Source organism: Maritimimonas rapanae, assembly GCF_057837205.1.
The window spans coordinates 151,493-171,055 of record NZ_JBYQFI010000002.1 but is presented as its reverse complement, the minus strand read 5'-3'; the positions used below and the strand labels follow the sequence as shown (position 1 = coordinate 171,055).

At 33.2% G+C, this 19,563-nt stretch carries 19 protein-coding genes; 8 read left to right on the top strand and 11 right to left on the bottom strand.

The features are described from left to right. Positions 1-45: 45 nt before the first annotated feature. Positions 46-726 carry an RNA polymerase sigma factor gene (locus tag AC3IF2_RS10815; RefSeq protein ID WP_489167195.1) on the bottom strand — a complete coding sequence of 227 codons (681 nt, stop codon included), beginning with the start codon at positions 724-726 and terminating at the stop codon, positions 46-48. A gap of 153 nt (positions 727-879) precedes the next feature. Here AC3IF2_RS10815 and AC3IF2_RS10810 point away from each other — a divergent pair, with 153 nt between their 5' ends. The 4 genes from AC3IF2_RS10810 to AC3IF2_RS10795 are packed head-to-tail and all read left to right on the top strand — an operon-like array spanning position 880 to position 3,024. Beyond that, positions 880-1,239, top strand: a complete 360-nt coding sequence (locus AC3IF2_RS10810) for a hypothetical protein (protein ID WP_489167193.1) — start codon at positions 880-882, stop codon at positions 1,237-1,239. A gap of 3 nt (positions 1,240-1,242) precedes the next feature. Continuing rightward, on the top strand, positions 1,243-1,788 hold the full coding sequence (locus tag AC3IF2_RS10805) for a YceI family protein (protein WP_489167191.1): 546 nt from the start codon (positions 1,243-1,245) through the stop codon (positions 1,786-1,788). After that, positions 1,785-2,171 carry an OB-fold protein gene (locus AC3IF2_RS10800; RefSeq protein ID WP_489167190.1) on the top strand — a complete coding sequence of 129 codons (387 nt, stop codon included), beginning with the start codon at positions 1,785-1,787 and terminating at the stop codon, positions 2,169-2,171. Before AC3IF2_RS10805 ends, AC3IF2_RS10800 begins: the two co-directional genes overlap by 4 nt. Positions 2,172-2,181: 10 nt before the next feature. Next, complete coding sequence (locus tag AC3IF2_RS10795) at positions 2,182-3,024, top strand: DUF5777 family beta-barrel protein (protein ID WP_489167189.1); 843 nt, start codon at positions 2,182-2,184, stop codon at positions 3,022-3,024. Here the strand turns inward: AC3IF2_RS10795 and AC3IF2_RS10790 are convergent. Next, the gene (locus AC3IF2_RS10790; protein ID WP_489167188.1) at positions 3,021-3,419 is read right to left on the bottom strand and encodes a hypothetical protein; all 399 of its coding nucleotides are present in this window, start codon (positions 3,417-3,419) and stop codon (positions 3,021-3,023) included. The two genes, AC3IF2_RS10795 and AC3IF2_RS10790, sit on opposite strands and share 4 nt — an antisense overlap. Positions 3,420-3,476: 57 nt before the next feature. Continuing rightward, a complete protein-coding gene (locus tag AC3IF2_RS10785) occupies positions 3,477-3,887 on the bottom strand; it encodes a BrxA/BrxB family bacilliredoxin (RefSeq protein WP_489167186.1) in 411 nt (136 codons plus the stop codon). A 94-nt stretch (positions 3,888-3,981) separates the two neighbouring features. Here AC3IF2_RS10785 and AC3IF2_RS10780 point away from each other — a divergent pair, with 94 nt between their 5' ends. Then, a complete protein-coding gene (locus AC3IF2_RS10780) occupies positions 3,982-4,740 on the top strand; it encodes a TerB family tellurite resistance protein (protein ID WP_489167184.1) in 759 nt (252 codons plus the stop codon). Here AC3IF2_RS10780 and AC3IF2_RS10775 read toward each other — a convergent pair. The 3 genes from AC3IF2_RS10775 to AC3IF2_RS10765 are packed head-to-tail and all read right to left on the bottom strand — an operon-like array spanning position 4,735 to position 8,325. After that, positions 4,735-5,625 (bottom strand): metallophosphoesterase, encoded by an 891-nt coding sequence (locus tag AC3IF2_RS10775; protein ID WP_489167182.1) that lies wholly within the window; start codon positions 5,623-5,625, stop codon positions 4,735-4,737. The genes AC3IF2_RS10780 and AC3IF2_RS10775 overlap by 6 nt on opposite strands. Before the next feature lie 23 nt (positions 5,626-5,648). After that, the gene (locus AC3IF2_RS10770) at positions 5,649-6,980 is read right to left on the bottom strand and encodes a hypothetical protein (RefSeq protein ID WP_489167181.1); all 1,332 of its coding nucleotides are present in this window, start codon (positions 6,978-6,980) and stop codon (positions 5,649-5,651) included. A 4-nt stretch (positions 6,981-6,984) separates the two neighbouring features. Then, a complete protein-coding gene (locus tag AC3IF2_RS10765; RefSeq protein ID WP_489167179.1) occupies positions 6,985-8,325 on the bottom strand; it encodes a choice-of-anchor B family protein in 1,341 nt (446 codons plus the stop codon). Positions 8,326-8,442: 117 nt separating this feature from the next. On the opposite strand from AC3IF2_RS10765, the gene thiL reads away from it, so the two are divergent. Beyond that, on the top strand, positions 8,443-9,492 hold the full coding sequence (gene thiL, locus AC3IF2_RS10760) for a thiamine-phosphate kinase (RefSeq protein WP_489167178.1): 1,050 nt from the start codon (positions 8,443-8,445) through the stop codon (positions 9,490-9,492). Between the two features lie 68 nt (positions 9,493-9,560). Continuing rightward, positions 9,561-10,490, top strand: coding sequence for a TolB family protein (locus tag AC3IF2_RS10755; protein ID WP_489167176.1), 930 nt, complete (start codon positions 9,561-9,563; stop codon positions 10,488-10,490). Positions 10,491-10,588: 98 nt separating this feature from the next. Here the strand turns inward: AC3IF2_RS10755 and AC3IF2_RS10750 are convergent, their stop codons facing one another. Both AC3IF2_RS10750 and AC3IF2_RS10745 read right to left on the bottom strand, forming a co-directional pair. After that, a complete protein-coding gene (locus AC3IF2_RS10750) occupies positions 10,589-11,722 on the bottom strand; it encodes a redoxin domain-containing protein (protein ID WP_489167174.1) in 1,134 nt (377 codons plus the stop codon). Positions 11,723-11,915: 193 nt separating this feature from the next. Further along, complete coding sequence (locus tag AC3IF2_RS10745; RefSeq protein ID WP_489167173.1) at positions 11,916-12,698, bottom strand: alpha/beta fold hydrolase; 783 nt, start codon at positions 12,696-12,698, stop codon at positions 11,916-11,918. Positions 12,699-12,731: 33 nt separating this feature from the next. On the opposite strand from AC3IF2_RS10745, the gene brnQ reads away from it, so the two are divergent. Beyond that, entirely contained in the window at positions 12,732-13,997 is a 1,266-nt protein-coding gene (gene brnQ / locus AC3IF2_RS10740; protein ID WP_489167172.1) for a branched-chain amino acid transport system II carrier protein, read from the top strand. 13 nt (positions 13,998-14,010) lie between these two features. On the opposite strand, the gene AC3IF2_RS10735 is transcribed toward brnQ, so the two are convergent. The 3 genes from AC3IF2_RS10735 to polA all read right to left on the bottom strand — a co-directional run bounded on the left by AC3IF2_RS10735 (position 14,011) and on the right by polA (position 19,512). Further along, positions 14,011-15,264, bottom strand: coding sequence for a hypothetical protein (locus tag AC3IF2_RS10735; RefSeq protein ID WP_489167170.1), 1,254 nt, complete (start codon positions 15,262-15,264; stop codon positions 14,011-14,013). Between the two features lie 96 nt (positions 15,265-15,360). Further along, complete coding sequence (locus AC3IF2_RS10730; protein WP_489168005.1) at positions 15,361-16,629, bottom strand: MFS transporter; 1,269 nt, start codon at positions 16,627-16,629, stop codon at positions 15,361-15,363. Between the two features lie 48 nt (positions 16,630-16,677). Continuing rightward, a complete protein-coding gene (gene polA / locus AC3IF2_RS10725) occupies positions 16,678-19,512 on the bottom strand; it encodes a DNA polymerase I (RefSeq protein ID WP_489167169.1) in 2,835 nt (944 codons plus the stop codon). Positions 19,513-19,563 lie beyond the last annotated feature (51 nt).

The following is a 19,563-nucleotide window of genomic DNA, read 5'->3' as shown; positions in this document are numbered from 1 at the left end:
TCCTCTAAAAACTAGAGGATTTTAATCAAAAATTCTATCAAATAATTATACAAACTCTAAATTAGAGTATACTTTATTAACAATGTTGTCGCAATTATGAGCTCCAAATTCGAAAAGCTCTGATTTTGGAATCATTTCATAAATGTTTTCCTTTAATTTTATTTTAGCACGGTGTAAGCGAACTTTAACATTAGAAGGGGTAATATTTAAACATTCGGCTATTTCTGCTATACTCATATCTTCAACAACTCGCATAACATATACATTACGGTATTTTACCCCTAAATTATCAATGGCTTTCTCTAATAGTTTTTTGGTTTCTTCGAGTATCACTTTTCGTTCAGGATTATGTCTTTGATGATCAAATAATTTAATGACCTGTTTATCAATATCCAGATGGCCATCTTGTTTTAATTCAATTGTTTTTCCTTTGGTTTTTAATTTTGCTAAAGCTTCATTAATACCAATACGTATAAGCCAAGTTGAAAATTTTGATTGATGCTTGAACTGATATAGTTTTTCATAGGCTTTTAGATAGGTATTTTGCATCACATCTTCAATGTCTTCTCGCTTGTTGAGGTAACTTCTAACAACTCGAAATAATAGCTGATTATTTCTGCGCAACAACACTTCATACAAGGCAGATTCACCTCCTATTATTTTTGTAACGATCTCAGAGTCTGAATTTTTATAATTTCTGTAATCTTTAATTCTCGCAATTTGCATGATTTTTCGTCGTTTTTACTTTTAGATGATAAGTTCTTCGAAAAATTACAAAAATTGTAACCTTTTTGCTTTTTTATTATCAAACACATAACGAAGTCAAACAAATCTTTATTGATTTGAAAATAGTTCACTAAAAAATTTAAATAATATATTATGAAATCATTACTTAAACTTTTGCTGTCACTAACCATTATCTTATTTTTTCTTAGCTGTTCAAGCGATAGTGAAGATGATGTTACTCCACCGCCCACATCTGGAAAAATCACTTATAATCAGCATGTAAGACCAGCAATTAATGCTAATTGTTTAGGTTGTCATACTAGCCCTCCAGTAAACGGAGCTCCTTTTCCTTTAACTACTTATACAGAAGTTAGTAGTAGAGCTTCGGGCATATTAACGGCTATTTCTAAACAAACAGGTGAGGCTAGAGCGATGCCGCCTGGAGGAAGATTACCTCAATCTACTATTGATGTTGTAGATCAGTGGATTAAAGATGGGTTGCTAGAAAACTGATAGATGAAGTTTTTTCTCATTTTTTTTCTTGTTGTAGCATCTAACTTTTTATCTGCACAAAACAAATATTTAGATAGAGCTGGGGTTATTACTTTTGAAGCCTCAGAGGTAACCTTTGAGCCTGTTAAGGCGAAAAATAATTCCGCTACGGCAATTATAAATTCTGAAACTGGCGATATGGCAGCTTTAGCTTTGGTAAAAGAATTTCACTTTAGAAATGCCTTGATGCAAGAGCATTTTAACGAAAACTATATAGAATCTGATACTTATCCTAAAGCTACTTTTAAGGGAAAAATTATAGAATTTGATCTCTTAAAACTTTCTGATAATAAAAGAAAATTTAATTGTGAAGGGGTTTTAAATTTTCATGGAGTTGATAAAAAAATTAAAACAGAGCTTCTTATTTCCATGCAAGGTGATTTTATTTTATTAGAAGGAAATTTTATTGCACTTCCACAAGATTTCAATATCAAGATTCCTAAAATTGTTCGAAATAAAATAGCAAAAGAAGTAAAGGTTAAACTCAATTTTAAATTAAAAGCACAATGAAAAGAAAAGGAATAATATTCTTTTTGATAATCATTATAACTGCTATTTTGATTTATAATTATATAAACAAAGACCATAGAAATATTGCAAAAGAAGAAGCAGTAGTCACTTTAAATTCATTGGCATTTTATACGTCATTTCAAGAAAATAAAGATAATTTCAACACTAAGTATTTAGATAAAGTTATAAGCCTCGAAGGACTTATAACTGAAATTGAGAATAAAGGATTGATCTTAGATAATAAGAATTATATCACTTTTAAAGAGCCTTTGCCAAAAAGTATAAAAGTTAATGAAAAGGTTATTATAAAGGGCAGATATGTTGGTTATGATGACCTTCTCGAACAATTAAAAATCGATCAAGCAATTGTACTTAATGATTAAACGTAACATTATGAAAAAATTACTACTACTATTATTGATTCCTTTTTTATCTTTTTCGCAAGAAGATCTATTAAAAGATATTGATAAAGAAGACACCAACCAATTTGAAGATGCAGCTTTTAAGGGTCTAAAAATTGTCAATTTTGAATCGACAAAATTGGCTGATAAAAAATTATTTTATTTAGTTGTTTCACATAGATTTGGTTCTGTAAAAACCGGAATTGAAGAATTTTTTGGCCTAGATCAAGCCGTTACAAGGTTAAATTTTATTTATGGAATAAATGATTGGCTCAATGTAAGTGTGTCTCGAAGTTCATTCAATAAAACGTATGAAAGTGCTTTAAAATATCGACTGCTAAGACAAAAAAAAGAAGGTTTTCCAGTTACAGTTGTTGGCTATAATAGTGTAACAATCAATACAGGTTTAGATGAAGATGTTATAACAGAACTTGAATTTAAACATCGTATTGCGTATGTAAACCAGTTGTTGATTTCAAGAAAGTTTAATAAAGATTTTTCTTTACAAATTATACCAACTTTGCTGCATGAAAATCTAACTATATTGGATAACCAAGATAACACACAATATGCTATTGGTATTGGTGGGAGGCATAAATTAAGTAAACGCTGGTCTGTAAATATTGATTATGGTTGGCACTTAAATAGGACGGATAATTCTCCTTTTAAGAACCCTTTGTCTATTGGTTTCGACCTTGAAACAGGCGGCCATGTCTTTCAGTTGCATTTTACAAATGCTCAACCTATGAACGCAAATGGTTTTTTAAGTCAAGGAATTGGAGATTGGGGTGATGGTGATTTCTTTTTTGGATTTAACCTCTCAAGAGTGTTCTAATTACTCACTTGAGGATATACTCCAATACATTTTCCATTTTCACATTCTAAACTAGAAGGTGGTAAAACTATGGCACAATCAGAAACAATGCCGTGCTTTCTATTGTATTGATCTTCCATCTGGTTGTATTGTTCAACTTTAGATTTTAGTAAGTCAACATCAATAGATGTAGAGTAAACTAAATAACCCCAAGGTCCGCCACAAGGTTTACTTCCAAAAGCTATATAATCGCATTCAGATAAGTCGTTACAAACTGAAGAATCTACCAACGCCCTGATCTCATTACCAAGCTCATCAATAATCCTAATTTCTTCTGCTTTTTGTTTGACTTGATCATCTGAAGAGGAGCAAGATATTAGAACAGCGAAACAGATAAAATAAAAAAATGATTTCATACCTACTATTTTTTCTATAGATATAAAATCATTCATTGGGTTGCGTACAACTATTTTTTAACAGAATTCTTCGTAAGCTTCGCTTAAATTTTCTGCGATCATCTCTGCAGATCTACCTTCAATATGATGACGTTCTAACATGTGAACCAATTCACCATCCTTAAATAAAGCTACAGCTGGTGATGATGGAGGAAAAGGAATCATATATTCACGAGCTTTATCTACAGCTTCTCTATCTACACCTGCAAAAACAGTTGTTAGATTACTAGGTTTTTTATCTCCTTGTAAAGATGCAATAGTTCCTGGTCTTGCAGTTCCGGCTGCACATCCGCATACCGAATTGACCATTACTAGTGTTGTTCCTTCTTCTTTTATAATTGAGTCTACGTCTTCTGCAGTAAATAATTCTTTAAAACCAGCCTCAACTAATTGCGCACGCATTGGTTTTACTATTTCTTCTGGATACATATTTTATTAAATTTTTAGTAACAAATTGTCTTGCAAAGATACGTATAAATACAATAAATGTATATTTGAAATTAATTAGAAAGAATTATAATTTATGAGTTTTGCAAAATGGTTAGGAGCGAGCTTGGGCTGGTCTTTTGGAGGACCTATTGGTGGTATTTTAGGCTTCGCCTTAGGTAGTGTTATTGATGGATTCTCTGATGCCGATTTTAAAGATTTTAGAAGACAAATTCCTGAAGGAAATACTAGAACTAGAACTCATACCAGAACAAGACCAGGTGATTTTGAGGTAAGTTTACTTGTATTGGCTGCAGTAGTAATTAAGTCTGACGGAAATGTTGATAGAAGAGAATTAGACTATGTAAGAGATCAGTTCAAGAAGATGTACGGCGGTCCACGCGCTAATAGAGCTTTTAAACTTTTTGGAGGAATTATTAAGAATAATCAAATTTCTACTAGACAAGTTTGTATGCAGATTCGTCAAATGATGGATCATTCTTCTCGTTTACAATTATTACATTTTTTGTTTGGTATCGCTAAAGCGGATGGTAATGTTAGTGAGGTTGAAATGAACACTACTCATCGTATTGCAGGATATTTATACATAAGCGATCGAGATTTTCAGTCAATTAAAGCAATGTTCTATAATGAGGTGAGTAGTGCGTATAAGATATTAGAAATTGATAAAAATGCTTCTAATGATGAAGTAAAGAAAGCTTATAGAAAAATGGTTAAGAAGCATCATCCTGATAAAGTCCGTCATTTAGGTGAAGAACATATGAAAGGGGCAGAAGAAAAATTTAGAAGTATACAAAAAGCATACGAAAAGATACAGAAAGAAAGAGGCTTATAAATATAGATCTAAACTTTTAGGCCCAGCTAAAACAGTTTTTACAATTTTAGATTGATTTTGCTCATCAATACTATTATGCCACTTTACCAAAGAAATTTCTAAATTTTCAATTTCTATACCGATAATAGATTTTGGATGTACACAACTTCCGTCGTTAAAATAAGGAATGTCTCCAGGTTCTGGAAAACGTGGTCGATGCGTATGACCTGCAATTACCATCTGATTGTTATTTTTTATAACCCAATCTCGTATTCTGCGTTCTACCCTAATTAAATTTTTATAATTCTTCGCAGGGCTTGTAGGATCTTTTATATTAAACCATTTCTGTAGAGGCATCCATAAATAGCGCACAAAAAAGAGGCTCAATTTCCAAAATTTATAGTTAAACCAATCTGCTTGATGACCATGAATTAAAAGGATAGACTTTTTTGTGTTTTCAATTTCTAATAAGATACTTTCGTAATAGTGTAAATTAAACAGACGTTGCTTTTCTTTAAGCTCATCGGGTGTATAAATATATTTATAAACCATATCTTCAACAACTAAGGGATCTCTAAAGATCATATCATGGTTACCATAGAGCATATAAGCTCTATTTTCTAAATGAAATTGACGTAGTAATTCAAAAGATGCTGCATGAGCGTTATAAATAGGTTCGAAAGAATTATTTTCCCATAATTCAACACCATCACCTAATTCAAAATAAGTAAATCCGTCTTTATAGTAAGTTTGTAAGGCATGACTATAGATTTGCATATTGTGTGCAAAATCGTCTGCATAACTATTGTCACCTCTATGTAGGTCACTAAAAAAAATAAGTTTTGAGTCACAATTAATAGTGACTTTTTTAGCATTTTCTAAAGCATTACTTAGAATAGACAGCATGAAAAAATATTAGAAATACGAAGTTATCGAATTTTTACAACCCAAATATCTTTTCCACCTTTATTTGAAGTAATATCTATATCTGTACTTTCTGTTTCACCTACTACAACTATTTTTCCATCAAAAGTTTCAGTAACACCATAAGCAAAATCTAATCCTGAGCCACCTAATGATTTTTCAAATAATAGTTTACCGTTAGTGTCAATTTTTAAAACCCAAAAATCATTTTCACCATTATTGGTAGAAAGATCACCATCGTTACTTTTAGAGTTACCTGCGATTACATAAGAACTAAAAATGCTATTGCTTTTACTTATTGCAAAGGCTGCATCAAAAGCAGAGCCGCCAAAAGATTTTTCCCAAAGTAAATCACCGTTATCGTTAATTTTTATAATCCATGCATCAGCATTTCCTTTTGGGGAAGAAACTAATCCATCTGAACTAATTGCTGTAGCTGCAATAATATAATTTCCATCGTTAGTTGTTACAGCTGCATAACCGTCATCTATGCCAGAACCCCCAAAAGATTTTTCCCACAATTTATTTCCATTAACGTCCATCTTGACAACCCAGACGTCATAGCTACCATTAGTGTTTGTGATATCGAAATCATCACTTTCTGATGAGCCAACTAATAAATAATTCCCATCATGTGTTTGTAAAACTTTATAAATCCTGTCATTATTTGAACCTCCATAATAACGACGCCATTCTAAATTTCCATTTATATCTAACTTTTGAGCCCAAAATTCGCCTACACCATGCTTAGTTGTAATAGTTTCATTACCAGCGCCGCCAGATGCTGTGACGTCTAAATAACCTCCAATAAAATAACCTCCATCGTTAGTTTGAAATAGTGAGTGACTATGATCATGACCCGGAAAACCAAATGATTTTTCCCATTGGATATTACCTTGAACATCTAATTTTATTAACCAATGATCATGAAATCCTTGATTTTGAGAGCCGTCACCATCGGCGCTCATACTTGGCCCTGTAATGGCATAACCCCCATCATTTGTTTGTATAATAGCACGCCCTTTATCATCCCCACTACCACCATAAGTTTTTTGCCATTCTATAGTCCCGTTTGCATCTAATTTTAAGACCCAAAAATCATTTTCAGTTAAGTTTTTATCAGTTACATCACCGTCAATACTATTGGTGTATCCTATAATAGCATAGCCACCATCTGAAGTTTCAATAATTCCTCGAGCGATGTCATCGCCACTGCCGCCGAATGTTTTTTGCCATTCTATTCCTCCTGTTAAAGTTGGAATAGAAATTGGATTATCCGAGCTACATCCAATAAAAATTAAAAGAATTAAAAAAGAAAGTAGATTAAAAAACCTCATTTGGTTATTTTTTTTTGACAATAAACAAACCATTATCAGCATCACTAATAAGAATATTATTGCTTTCAAAATACGGATATACATTCCATACTCCGTCAAAACTTGTGTTGTTATGAACGGGGAATGTATCAAAATAACCTACTTCTGTCATGGTATTACTACCAAGATTGGAAATGTCAATAAAACGAACTCCAGCAGCATAATTAGCTAGGTAAAAAACATCTCCTTTAACATAACCATTGTGGTCTATAGCGGATGTAGGGCCTAAATATTCCATCTTGAATGTAGGATTATCTAAATCAGATAAATCAAAAATTAAACTACGAGAGTTTAAACCAAAATCACGCTCGTCGAGTTCGTCACCTACAATTAAATACTTTTGATCTTCTGTAAACCATCCTTGATGTGTATATGAAGTATTATTATAACCAATTCTGGCAATATGCTTAGGGTTAGCTTTATCTGTGATATCAGCAATTATAATTTCATTCTCATTACTACCAACATAAATTTCTTTACCTGTATAATCTGTATCAGGCCCAGCATACGTTACAACTTGTGCATCATGGCTATAGTCATCATCACCATAGCCACCTTCTGAAATTGGTGAAGTAGGGTTTTGAATATTGATAAATAATGGACCTCCTTTATATGTACCACTCCTACTTGTGCCAACAGGATAAGCATAACCCATTTCTTCATTTATAACTAGATTGTGGGCACTACCGAAGCCAGTAAATCTTGTATCAGCAGAAAATGTTTGTGGGGGATTCGCAACGCTTCTCAATCTTGTCAAATCGAAAACTTGCATACCATGGTTATCAGCTTCACTTACTATAAAAGCATGGTTATTATAAATTTTTATATCTCTCCATGCACTATTTTCAGTTGCTGTTGGTAAGGTTCCTAAGAAAACAGCTTCATTAGGGTTACTAACATCTATAAAAGCTGTACCATTATTTAAACCGAATAAGGCGTACTCTTTATTAGTAGAAGGATCTGTCCAACCCCAAGAATCATTTGCTGAATCTGCTCCAAAAAAATCTAATGGAATATGTAATAAAAGATCATAATTATTACAAGGATAAATATCAGCAGATCCACTATCACAAAACTTAGTTGTAAAATTAAAAACTGCATCACATGCATTACCTATGCCATCACCATCACTGTCTTTTTGACTTGTATTAGCAACATTAGCACAATTATCGCTTATATCAACAATTGTGTCACCATCTGCATCTGTAATTATAGAATCATTTCCTGAATCATCAGAAGATGAACATGAAAATATTATCAACGAAACTGCAAAGGTAACTATAGGATAAAGAGTTTTTTTAATCATCTGAATTTGTTTAGGTAGTAACATTTTATATCAAAAACCATGCAACGGTATCAAAATAAATGGCGATTTTTGCAAAGCAAAACAAATGTATGAATTTCTTGTTGTAAAACTCGATACATGTTAGAAGACAAAAATCAAAATCTTACTTCGCTGGCTGATCTGGGAGAATTTGGATTGATAAAACACCTTACAGATGCTATAAAATTACAACACAAGTCTTCTGTTAAAGGAGTCGGTGATGATGCTGCTGTTTTACAATTTGATAATCAGGTTTTAGTAACGACAGATCTATTGGTAGAAGGTGTGCATTTTGATCTTTCGTATATGCCATTAAAACATTTAGGTTATAAAGCTGTAATGGTAAATTTATCGGACGTCTATGCCATGAATGGTAATGCAACTCAGATTACGGTTTCCATTGCTGTATCTAATCGCTTTCCTTTGGAAGCTATTGAAGAACTGTATTCTGGAATTCATTTAGCGTGCAAGAATTATAATGTTGACCTTGTTGGAGGTGATACTACTTCTTCTACCAAAGGATTATTGATAAGTATTACTGCCATAGGTGAAACAGACAAAAAAAATGTAGTCTACAGAAGTGGTGCCAAACCAAATGACTTGATTGTAGTTACGGGTGATTTGGGTGCTGCGTATTTAGGATTACAAGTTTTAGAGCGTGAAAAGCAGGTTTTTCAAGCTAATCCGAAAGCACAGCCAGAATTAGATAATTATACTTATTTGGTAGAACGTCAATTAAAACCAGAAGCACGTAAAGATGTAATTAAACTATTAAAAGACTTAGAAGTAAAACCAACTTCTATGATCGATATTTCTGATGGATTGTCCTCAGAGATTATTCATATATGCCAGCAAAGTGATGTCGGTTGTAATGTGTTTGAAGATAAATTGCCGTTAGATCCTCAAGTTATTTCTACTTGCGAAGAATTTAAAATTGATAGTACGATGGTTGCCTTAAGTGGAGGTGAAGATTATGAATTGTTATTTACAATAGATATTGGAGATTTTGATAAAATAAAAGCGAACCCAAATTTTACAGTTATCGGTCATATAACTGATAAAAGCGAAGGAATGAGCTTAATTACTCGCGCCAATCAAAAGATAGAACTAACTGCTCAAGGTTGGAATGCTTTGTTAAAAAAGAGTTAATTCCATTCTCATTAATTTATTGAATACTTTAATATTCTAATTTTAGACAACCTAAAATCAATTGTCTTATGGTTAGAATACTACTTTGGCTGTTAACTTTTTTCATTTCTTTGGCGGCATTTGCACAGAAAAGTGCTAAACCTTTTTTACAGGAAGTTTTTGAAAGCTATCCAAATGTTCGAGATTTCACCATGTCTCCAGATGGACAAGAGATTTACTTTACAGTAGATGATCTAAAAAGTAGAATAGCGCTTATTTCCTATATCAAAAAAACTCAAGATGGTTGGAGCAAGCCTAAATCAGTTTCTTTTACAGGAAAATACCGTGACCTAGAAGCTGCTTTTTCTCCAGACGGCAAACGACTATATTTTGTGTCGAACAGACCGGTCCATAGGGATTCTATAAAGCCAAAGGATTATGATATCTGGTACGTAGATAGAACTAATAGTGGTTGGTCTAAGCCTAAAAATATAGGTGCGCCGATCAACACTTCGGCGCATGAGTTTTACCCTTCAATTACTAATAATGGAGACATTTATTTTACAGCAGAACGCGAAGGAGCAGTTGGCAGAGAGGACATTTTTGTGAGTAGATTTAAAAATGGTAATTATCAAGAACCAACCTCACTAAAGGGTGAATTGAACACAAAATATTTTGAATTTAATGCTTTTGTAGCTCTAGATGAGAGTTATATTCTATTTAGTGGTCAGCGACCTAAAGAAGGAAAAGGTAGAGGTGAGCTATATATTAGCTACAATAAAGATGGCGTTTGGTCAGAAGGCAAACTGCTCGAAAAAATAAATTCTGAATATTTAGATTTTTGCCCATTTGTAGATGTTAAAAAAGGTAAATTATATTTTACAAGTCAGAAAACCGATGTCAAAAGTCACTATGACGAACCTTTAAACTTGGATACTTTTTTAAAGATGTATAAACAATCACCTAAAGGCTTAAATAGAATTTATTCTATTAATCTTAGCGAAATAATGAATAAGTAATTTTTTATGATTTGTTATTCCGGACTTGATCCTGAATCTGGTAAATTATATTGTGGATACCTGCTTTCGCAGTAATGACATATTTATAAAGGATGTATTTACTTTTTATTAACAAGGTGGTCTATTATCCTAAATAATTCTTCTTCATGCAAGTCTTTAGTAATGATCTTTCCGTTTTTATCGATCAAAAAATTAGCAGGTAAAGCTGTTACGGCATAGTCATAAGCCGCAGGCGTTTTAAATCGCTCGAGTGTTGAAACGTTCGTCCAAGTACGATTATCTTTTTCTAGTGCTTTTAGCCATTTATCTCTATTATCATCAAGTGATACTCCATAAATATCAAATTGTTCACGTGAGTATTTATTCATTAACTCATTTAATTTTGGAGCCTCACGTCGACAAGGCCCACACCAACTCGCCCAAAAATCAATAAGGATATAATCAGATTTTATAGAAGATAAGCTTACCAAATCACCTGCGGCATTTGGCATTTCTATGTTTTTTACAATTCCGCCAATAGCAGTTTGCTGTAAACGAGTAACCTTTTCTCTAATTTTTTTAGTGATCGCTAAATCAGGATGCACAGTTTCAAATTCGCTAGCTAACGAATCGAAATTAGCTAATTGATGTGCACCTTTCCAACGAATAGAAGTAGCGTACAACCCCAATGTAGAGTTCATATTTTTTTTGATGTAGCCTACCAATTCATCAAGATGTATATCGTAATTACTTAATTCAAGTTTACTAAGTTCATCTAATTTTTTTTGGTCTAAAGGCTCAATTTTTTTGAGGTCTTTAATTTCTCTCCGGACTGACTTTACCAACCTGTCTAAGGATTCAGTTCTAAAAGCTTCATATGCTAGTAATTCTTCAGTGTCTTTTGAGCCCTGAGCCGTTGCTTCAAAATCATCAGTATCATAACCAGTAATATTCAATTGAACATCTTGACCTGTATTTAAAACAATATCTATTTTCTTTTTATTCGGGAAGTTTAATGAATAGAGGTAAGGTTCATCAGTAAATGAAGTTCTAAAATTTCCTTGTTGATCTACAGCTATTGTGTCTATAACTTCGGTAAGCTTTCGCTCAATATCACTTTCTTTTTTTAGAATTATATAATCAGCTGAAACAGGGCTTACAGTTCCAGAAATGGTAAAAGCAGGTGTTTCCTTTTTAGCACAAGACGCTAAGAATAGAGTTGCTGTAAAAAGTAGCGTTAATTTTTTAAACATGTATTGGATATATAGGTTCACTAGTCGCTAAAAATACAGCTTAATTACACGAGAGATTGTTAAAAGACCTATAAATTGTCAGTTCGAGTAATTCCGATTTATCGGAATTGTATCGAGAACTGCTAGTTAATTGAAAATTTGATTCTCGATATAAATTTTATTCATAAAATTCACTCGAATTGACAAATTTTCCTCAGCTGCATTTTTTTACAAACCACTGTAACTCAAAAAGGCACTCTTCATAATTTTCTATATGGCTCATATGCCCATCAGCAAATTCTACAACGTCAACTTCTGTGTTTTTCACTTGATCAATGAGTGAGTCATACTCTAAAACAGGGTCTTTTCTGCCTATGACCAATAATTTTTTATAAGGTGAAAAATGCAATAGCATATCTCTATGATCGCGTATTTTCATACCTTCTAAAGCCGCAACGATGCCTTGTGCGGGTGTTTTTAACGCTTCCTTTTTTAATTCTTTAATTTCCTTAGAAAATAGCGTGCGATTTTTAGGTCTGAAGAGATTTGGGATTGACATTCTTACAAAAGTCTTATGATTTTGCTTTACGGCTTTAATAGCTCGATTTCTATTCTTCTTTTTCTCTGCTGAGTCTCCTTTTGCAGTAGAATTCAATAGACACAATCCTTTTAAAGCATCCGGATTTTTTTCCGCGAAAGCGAGTGCCACATAACCACCCATAGAATGACCGATCATAACCGAACGCCTGATCTTTAAATGCTGCAAAACAGCTTGAACAGCTTCGGCCATTTGCTCCATGGTATGTATATAACCCAAGCATCCTGTTTTACCATGCCCTAATAGATCGATACAGATCACGCGGTTTTTCATGCTTAGCTGGGCGGCTATCCGCCCCCACATCGATGAATTTTCTAAAAATCCATGTAATAGTATCACGGCCTGCCCTTTGCCTTGGTCGGTATAAAAAATATCGATGCCTTTATGTGCTAAAATCATTTTACTATATTCGGCAAAGATAATTTTTACCAAATGAATAAAACAAAAGAAATTTGGATTAGTGGTTTTGCGTTGTTTTCGATGTTCTTTGGAGCCGGAAACCTCATTTTACCTCCTTTTTTAGGCTTTAAAGCTGGCGGAGATTGGTTTTGGGTAGCTTTAGGTTTTGCTATAACTGCTGTATTGATTCCACTATTGGGTATTCTAGCACATGCGCGTTTACAAGGTACCATGTATGATTTTGGTAAAAAAGTATCACCTGTTTTTAGTTTAGCGTATTGTTTAATTGTCTATGCTATTTCGGTGGCGTTGCCTGCACCTAGAACAGCTTCAGTAACACACGAAATGGCTATTGCACCATTTTTTGGCACAAGTTCTCTAGTAACGAGTACTATTTATTTTGTTTTGGTCTTCATCTTTGTCATGAATCGCTCAAAGATCTTAAGCTTTATAGGTAAATATCTAACACCACTTATTGTACTTATTCTATTAGCAGTTATTGCTATTGCTCTGGGTTCTTCAACGCCATTGCAGAACCCTTCGTTGTTTAAAACACCAATTGTAGATGGCCTGTTAGAAGGTTATCAAACGTTTGATGCCATTGGCGCCGTGGTGGTTGGGGCTGTTATAATTATCTCTTTAAAGTTGCGCGGTCATGATTCTTTTGAAGCGAAGAAAGAACTCATTACAAAATCTGGTTTTATTGCCGGAGCTGGATTATTTATTATTTACAGCGGTATGATCTTGAGTGGCTCGTTATTTAATATGTCTTTTGATGCTGAAGCCACACGTACAGAAGTATTGGCAGGTTTAAGTACCATTACTTTGGGTAATTTTGGCACTACGTTTTTAAGTATATTGGTTGCTTTGGCTTGTTTTACCACTGCCGTGGGAATTATTACCGGAACCGCCGATTACTTTAAAGGATTATTTAAAGAATCACAATTAGCTTATACGATTACTGCTGTATTGGCTTGTATTATTGGTGTTGTTGTTGGGCAGTTTGATGTACATTATATTATTGATATTGCCTTACCGGCATTGATGTTTATTTACCCTATTACTATTGTATTGATTTTGTTAAATGTGATGCCAGAAAAATATGCTTCACCACTCGTATTTAAAATAGTAGTAGCTGTCACTTTTTTATTTAGCATACCCGACTTTTTAAAGTTTATCATTCAACCCGAAAGCTTAACAAGTGTGCAAAATATGATACCGCTTTCTCAATATAGTTTAGGATGGGTATTACCTTCTTTAGTGGCTTTTGTTTTAGTGAATTTATTTAGAAAAGATTGAGAATAGTTCTCTATTACTTCGCATTAAGGTTGTAGAACAGATGATGCAATTCCACTTTTTTTCCATCATCTATTGGCAGGTTATGAAAAGAGCTGTAATGTGTGTTTGAAATTTTTTTATAACCTTCTGTATAAGAGGAATGACTTTTAATCTGATTTTCAATCTCTTCAAATATTTTTGAAAATCTTTGAATTTTACTGAATGTTATAATAACTCCAAAATTGTTTCTCCAAGTAAGATATCCTAGAATTTGATCAATTGTTTTATGATAAGCATTAGCTCCTTTCCAAAATTTACATTCACAGACTAGGATGTTACCTTGGTCAATATTGAGATAGATATCTGTTTTTCCCTTGTTGGAAAATGTTTCACCTGTTGCAGCTCCTTCAAATACTGTATTAAGATTAACCAATAAAATATCTCTGAGGTTCTCTTCTTCCATTGATTTATATGACTGAGGAGTTTTCTCAAACTGTATGCCTTGGTTATTAATTATAGTGAGAATGTCAAGTACTTTGGACTTATCAAGAATATATTCCGTGGGAAGTTCAAGCTTTGGTTTTATTTTCTTAATGAATGGTTTCTTGTTAATTCGAATTCTTTTGATTGTCTCTTCATTCTTTCTTTTTAATGGGATGTTGATTTTTTTGGTTAATCTATTAAGTCTCTCCTGATCCTCTTTAATTTTCGTCTTTCTATCACTTATTGAGTTCTTAACTTGACTTCTAATTAGATCATTCTGAGATAGGATAAAAGTTTCCTTGTCCTTAATAATTTTAGTGATTCTGTCCTTAGCACTTGATAATTCTTGTTGAACTTGTTCATCACTTTTATTTATTCTATAGCCCTTTATTTCAAATTCATAGCTAAGGCTATTTTTCGAAATTGAAATTCCAGTGCCAGTTCGAATAGCATCACGAGCAAATAATCTTGAAGGAGTTGTTAATAAGATCAAGGTTTCTTCATTAGGAATTAAGGGAATAGTTAATTTTATTGATTCGCATTCCATCTCCATGTTACCCTCATATCTGTAAGCAGGGTCTCTTTCATTACCTCTAATAGTTTTGATGAATTTTTTATGTTCCCAATGATCACTTTCGTCTTCGTCAATTTTTACGGGAGTAAAACAATGCTCGCCGATATAATATTCCATGAGATCTTCCGTGTTACTTCCCAGTATTTCAGAATCACTTTCATTTAAAATCACTTTCTTAATTGTTTTAAGAATTCCATTATAAATATCTTCAAGTGTTGATTTTCCTCTCATAAGGAAATTTAAGAATTAAGCATAAATTTAAGCTAAAAGGAGCTTTAATTCCGTTTAGTGATCAATAAAACGAAGTTACCGAAAATCAATTAAAAATCAAGATTTTACTTTCTTAGTATGGAGTCTTAAGAAAATAAAAGAAGCTATCAATCCTACCAACGAAAAAACTGCAAGCGCTAAAAAAACATGTTGATGACCAGTTCTACCAGGTGAGTTGTCGAGTAAATAACCCATTAAAGGGCTTGCAAAAATATCTGGGGTGTAACCTATTACCGAGATTACACCTACAGCAGTACCCGTTAAAGCTAGAGGTATCTTGCCTTCTTCTAACACAGCAAAATAGAGTACACGAGCAGCATACACGCCTAGTGCTACTAAAAATACCGAGAGTAGGAAAAAGATGTCCATCGAAGGGTCTGTCAAATCACTAGCAAATAACAAAGAACCAATAATGGCTACAGCAAAACCAGCAACTAAATAAATAGAAGCTTTGGCTCTATCGGCTAAAAAGCCAACCAATACCCCAACTATTGGGCGTATAAATAATAAATACGTACCAGTTTTAGCAGCATCAACTTCACTATATAGCATCACTTCTTTTGCATAAAGTGAAAATACATCGGTAAACTTATAACCTACATAGGCACATAAAATAATGATCATTAACAACCATACAGCAGGTAGCTTTAAAACGGTTTTTACATTGGCTGCAGTGATGCTTTTTACTTGCTGTTCAGCAGCTTCTTTCTGTGGTAATTTTAAAAAGAAGAATGTCAACACTCCTACAAATGCTACTATAATAGATGAAATAAAAATCACTCTAATAAAAGCTTCGCTACTTTGTGCACCAGCCGCTAAAGCTTCAGCAGAAGGTATAAAAATCGAGAAAATAACAACACCCATGGTGCCAAATAGTGCGGCAACGAGTCCGCGACCACCGTCTAAAAAACCAAAGGCCTTTCCTTGTGAATTGGCACCTCCCCAAATACGTGTGGCTTTTATCATCGCTGCCCAAAACAAAAAGATAGTAGTAAAACCCCAATAACCATATAGTACTTTTAGCATAAAGTAACTGGGAACGGTTGTCATATAAAATCCACCTAAGGCGGTTAGCCAAAGCGCAATAGCCATCAAACTGTTAGGTTTAAACTTATCGGCTAACATCCCTCCAAAAAAATAAGAGATAAATGCAACGATGCCATACACCGAAAAGCAAATCCCTTTTTCGAGATTGGTAAGGTCAAAAGTTTCTAAAAAGGTAGGTAGAAAGATACGTGCTAACACAAAAGGTAAAATAAACACTGCTTCACCTGCTAAGATTAGCAGTAGAATGAAAGTGTATTTAGAAAGTGTTTTTTGTTTGATAATAATTAATGGTTTAAGAATATATTTTTAAAATAATAGGAAATAAATTTAATGTGCCTCTAACCAATTCTCACCAACACCTAATTCTACATCTAGTGGTACAGCGAGCTTGTATGCGTTTTCCATCTCAGATTTGATAATTGGTTTAATAATGTCTAATTCATCTTTATGAGCGTCAAATACCAATTCATCATGAACTTGTAAAAGCATCTTAGATTTGAATTGCTCTTTTTCAAAGCGATTGTGAATATTGATCATGGCTAATTTTATAATATCTGCTGCACTACCTTGTATAGGTGCATTTACGGCATTACGTTCTGCGGCACCTCGAACTACAGCGTTTCTAGAATTGATATCTTTTAAGTACCTACGTCTACCCAATACGGTCTCTACATAACCATTTTTACGAGCAAAATCTACGAGCTCAGACATATAATTTCGGAGCTTAGGATATGTTTTATAATAAGTGTCAATTAATTCTTTAGACTCACTTCTGGTTAATGAAGTTTGATTACTCAACCCAAATGCAGAAACTCCATAGATAATTCCAAAATTGACTGTTTTAGCATTTCCACGTTGTTCCCTTGTTACATCGTTAATATCAACACCAAAGACTTTGGCAGCAGTAGTAGCATGAATATCTTCACCATTTTTAAAAGCTTCCATCATGGTTTTTTCTTCACTTAAAGCAGCTATAATTCGTAATTCTATTTGCGAATAATCTGCCGCCAGCAATACATGATTTTCATCTCTTGGTATAAATGCTTTGCGGACTTGTCTTCCTCTTTCTGTACGAATTGGAATATTTTGTAAATTAGGATTATTAGAGCTTAATCTACCAGTTGCAGCAACGGCCTGAGCATAAACTGTATGAATTCTTCCCGTTTTAGGATTGATCTCATTAGGCAAAGCATCTACATAAGTACTTTGTAATTTTTTATACTGTCTAAACTCTAAAATATCTGCAACTATTTTATGATCTTTAGCTAGATAGGATAGTACATCTTCTGCTGTAGAATATTGACCCGTTTTTGTCTTTTTAGGCTTATCTACTAATTTTAGCTTATCAAAAAGGATAGGCCCCAACTGCTTTGGTGATGATAAATTAAATTCTTCTCCAGCTTGTTCGTAAATATCTTTTTTGAGTCTATTAATATCATCAGTTAAAGCAACAGAAAGCTCCTTTAGAAAATCGGTATTTATGTTTATACCTTCAATTTCCATTGATGTAAGCACATTTACTAAAGGCAATTCTACGCTATCAAACAATTTAGTTACGTTACCACTTTCCAATTCCTTTTCAAAATGTTCCTTTAATTGTAAAGTAATATCTGAGTCTTCAACAGCATATTCAGTTTGTTTTGGCAACTCTACGACACGCATAGTTAATTGGTTTTTACCTTTTTTACCAATCAATTCAGTAATAGAAACTGGCTGGTAATTTAAATAGGTTTCTGCCAATACATCCATATTATGGCGCATATCGGGATTGATCAAATAATGCGCAATCATAGTATCAAACAATTTTCCTTTAACAGGAATATTATAATTCGATAATACTTTAATATCATATTTTAAATTATGACCAATTTTTTCAATAGCTTCATTTTCGAAGAATGGTCGAAATTCTTCAAGAATGTTTTGCGTTTCTTGTTGATCTTCAGGAAAAGCAACATAATAACCTTTACCCACTTCCCATGAAAATGCAATACCAATTAATTCAACTTCTAAAGCTTTTAAGCCAGTTGTTTCAGTGTCGAAACAAACTGATTTTTGTTGCTGTAACTTGCTTAACAGTAGCTTACGTGAAACAGGTGTGTTTATAAACTGATAAAAATGTGATGTATTTGCAATAGTTTTATAACCAGTTATTTCAGCAGTTTCATGCGTAACTGTCCCAGCTCCAGGTGTTGTAAATAGATCAAATTGACCATTATTAGTAGGAGCTACTTTTTTAGGCTTAACTTCAGTTATTTTTGTTGTGTGTATATCACTAGTTTCAGTACTAAAAGTTTTGACAAAATTTTCAGTTAAGCGTCTAAATTCTAATTCTGTAAATACTTCTTTTACAGCGTCTATATTTGGTTGTGATAGTTCAAAATTCTCTTCATGAAATTCTACAGGTACGTCAAGCATTATTGTTGCTAGCTCTTTAGAAAGTAAACCTAATTCTTTATTAGCTTCTACTTTCTCTTTCATTTTACCTTTTAATTCATGAGTATTAGCTAATAAACTTTCCATGCTTCCGTAAAGACCAATAAATTTTTTAGCAGTTTTTTCGCCGACTCCTGGTAAGCCAGGAATATTATCTACAGAATCTCCCATCATTCCCAAAAAATCAATGACTTGCTCTGGTCGTTCCACTTCAAATTTTTCTTGAACTTCTTTAATACCCCAAGTTTCATAACCACCTCCAAAACGTGGGCGATACATAAAAATGTTTTCAGAAACTAACTGCGCAAAATCTTTATCTGGCGTAACCATAAAAGTTTGATAGCCCTCTTTTTCTGCTTTCTTAGCCAACGTTCCGATAATATCATCAGCTTCATACCCTTCTTTAACGATAATAGGTATATGCATTGCTTTTAAGATCTGTTCTATATATGGAACAGCAATTTTTATAGCTTCAGGTGTTTCATCACGGTTAGCTTTATATGCTTCGAACATTTCAACACGATCTACACTACCGCCCTTGTCGAAACAAACAGCTAAATGATCTGGACGCTCACGTTTTATAACATCTAATAATGAGTTTGTAAAACCCATAATAGCAGAAGTGTCTACACCTTTAGAATTGATTCTTGGATTTTTTATAAAAGCATAATACCCTCTAAAAATTAAAGCATAAGCATCAAGTAAAAAAAGGCGTTTTTGTTCTGACATGAGTATAAACTGATAAGAAAACCAAAGCTACGAAACTTTAACAGGATGTTA

What these genes read in the sequence shown, in the direction of transcription:
- AC3IF2_RS10815 (WP_489167195.1), bottom strand. Translation starts at nt 726, where the DNA reads ATGCAAATTGCGAGAATTAAAGATTACAGAAATTATAAAAATTCAGAC.
- AC3IF2_RS10810 (WP_489167193.1), top strand. Translation starts at nt 880, where the DNA reads ATGAAATCATTACTTAAACTTTTGCTGTCACTAACCATTATCTTATTT.
- AC3IF2_RS10805 (WP_489167191.1), top strand. Translation starts at nt 1,243, where the DNA reads ATGAAGTTTTTTCTCATTTTTTTTCTTGTTGTAGCATCTAACTTTTTA.
- AC3IF2_RS10800 (WP_489167190.1), top strand. Translation starts at nt 1,785, where the DNA reads ATGAAAAGAAAAGGAATAATATTCTTTTTGATAATCATTATAACTGCT.
- AC3IF2_RS10795 (WP_489167189.1), top strand. Translation starts at nt 2,182, where the DNA reads ATGAAAAAATTACTACTACTATTATTGATTCCTTTTTTATCTTTTTCG.
- AC3IF2_RS10790 (WP_489167188.1), bottom strand. Translation starts at nt 3,419, where the DNA reads ATGAAATCATTTTTTTATTTTATCTGTTTCGCTGTTCTAATATCTTGC.
- AC3IF2_RS10785 (WP_489167186.1), bottom strand. Translation starts at nt 3,887, where the DNA reads ATGTATCCAGAAGAAATAGTAAAACCAATGCGTGCGCAATTAGTTGAG.
- AC3IF2_RS10780 (WP_489167184.1), top strand. Translation starts at nt 3,982, where the DNA reads ATGAGTTTTGCAAAATGGTTAGGAGCGAGCTTGGGCTGGTCTTTTGGA.
- AC3IF2_RS10775 (WP_489167182.1), bottom strand. Translation starts at nt 5,625, where the DNA reads ATGCTGTCTATTCTAAGTAATGCTTTAGAAAATGCTAAAAAAGTCACT.
- AC3IF2_RS10770 (WP_489167181.1), bottom strand. Translation starts at nt 6,980, where the DNA reads ATGAGGTTTTTTAATCTACTTTCTTTTTTAATTCTTTTAATTTTTATT.
- AC3IF2_RS10765 (WP_489167179.1), bottom strand. Translation starts at nt 8,325, where the DNA reads ATGATTAAAAAAACTCTTTATCCTATAGTTACCTTTGCAGTTTCGTTG.
- thiL (WP_489167178.1), top strand. Translation starts at nt 8,443, where the DNA reads ATGTTAGAAGACAAAAATCAAAATCTTACTTCGCTGGCTGATCTGGGA.
- AC3IF2_RS10755 (WP_489167176.1), top strand. Translation starts at nt 9,561, where the DNA reads ATGGTTAGAATACTACTTTGGCTGTTAACTTTTTTCATTTCTTTGGCG.
- AC3IF2_RS10750 (WP_489167174.1), bottom strand. Translation starts at nt 11,722, where the DNA reads ATGTTTAAAAAATTAACGCTACTTTTTACAGCAACTCTATTCTTAGCG.
- AC3IF2_RS10745 (WP_489167173.1), bottom strand. Translation starts at nt 12,698, where the DNA reads ATGATTTTAGCACATAAAGGCATCGATATTTTTTATACCGACCAAGGC.
- brnQ (WP_489167172.1), top strand. Translation starts at nt 12,732, where the DNA reads ATGAATAAAACAAAAGAAATTTGGATTAGTGGTTTTGCGTTGTTTTCG.
- AC3IF2_RS10735 (WP_489167170.1), bottom strand. Translation starts at nt 15,264, where the DNA reads ATGAGAGGAAAATCAACACTTGAAGATATTTATAATGGAATTCTTAAA.
- polA (WP_489167169.1), bottom strand. Translation starts at nt 19,512, where the DNA reads ATGTCAGAACAAAAACGCCTTTTTTTACTTGATGCTTATGCTTTAATT.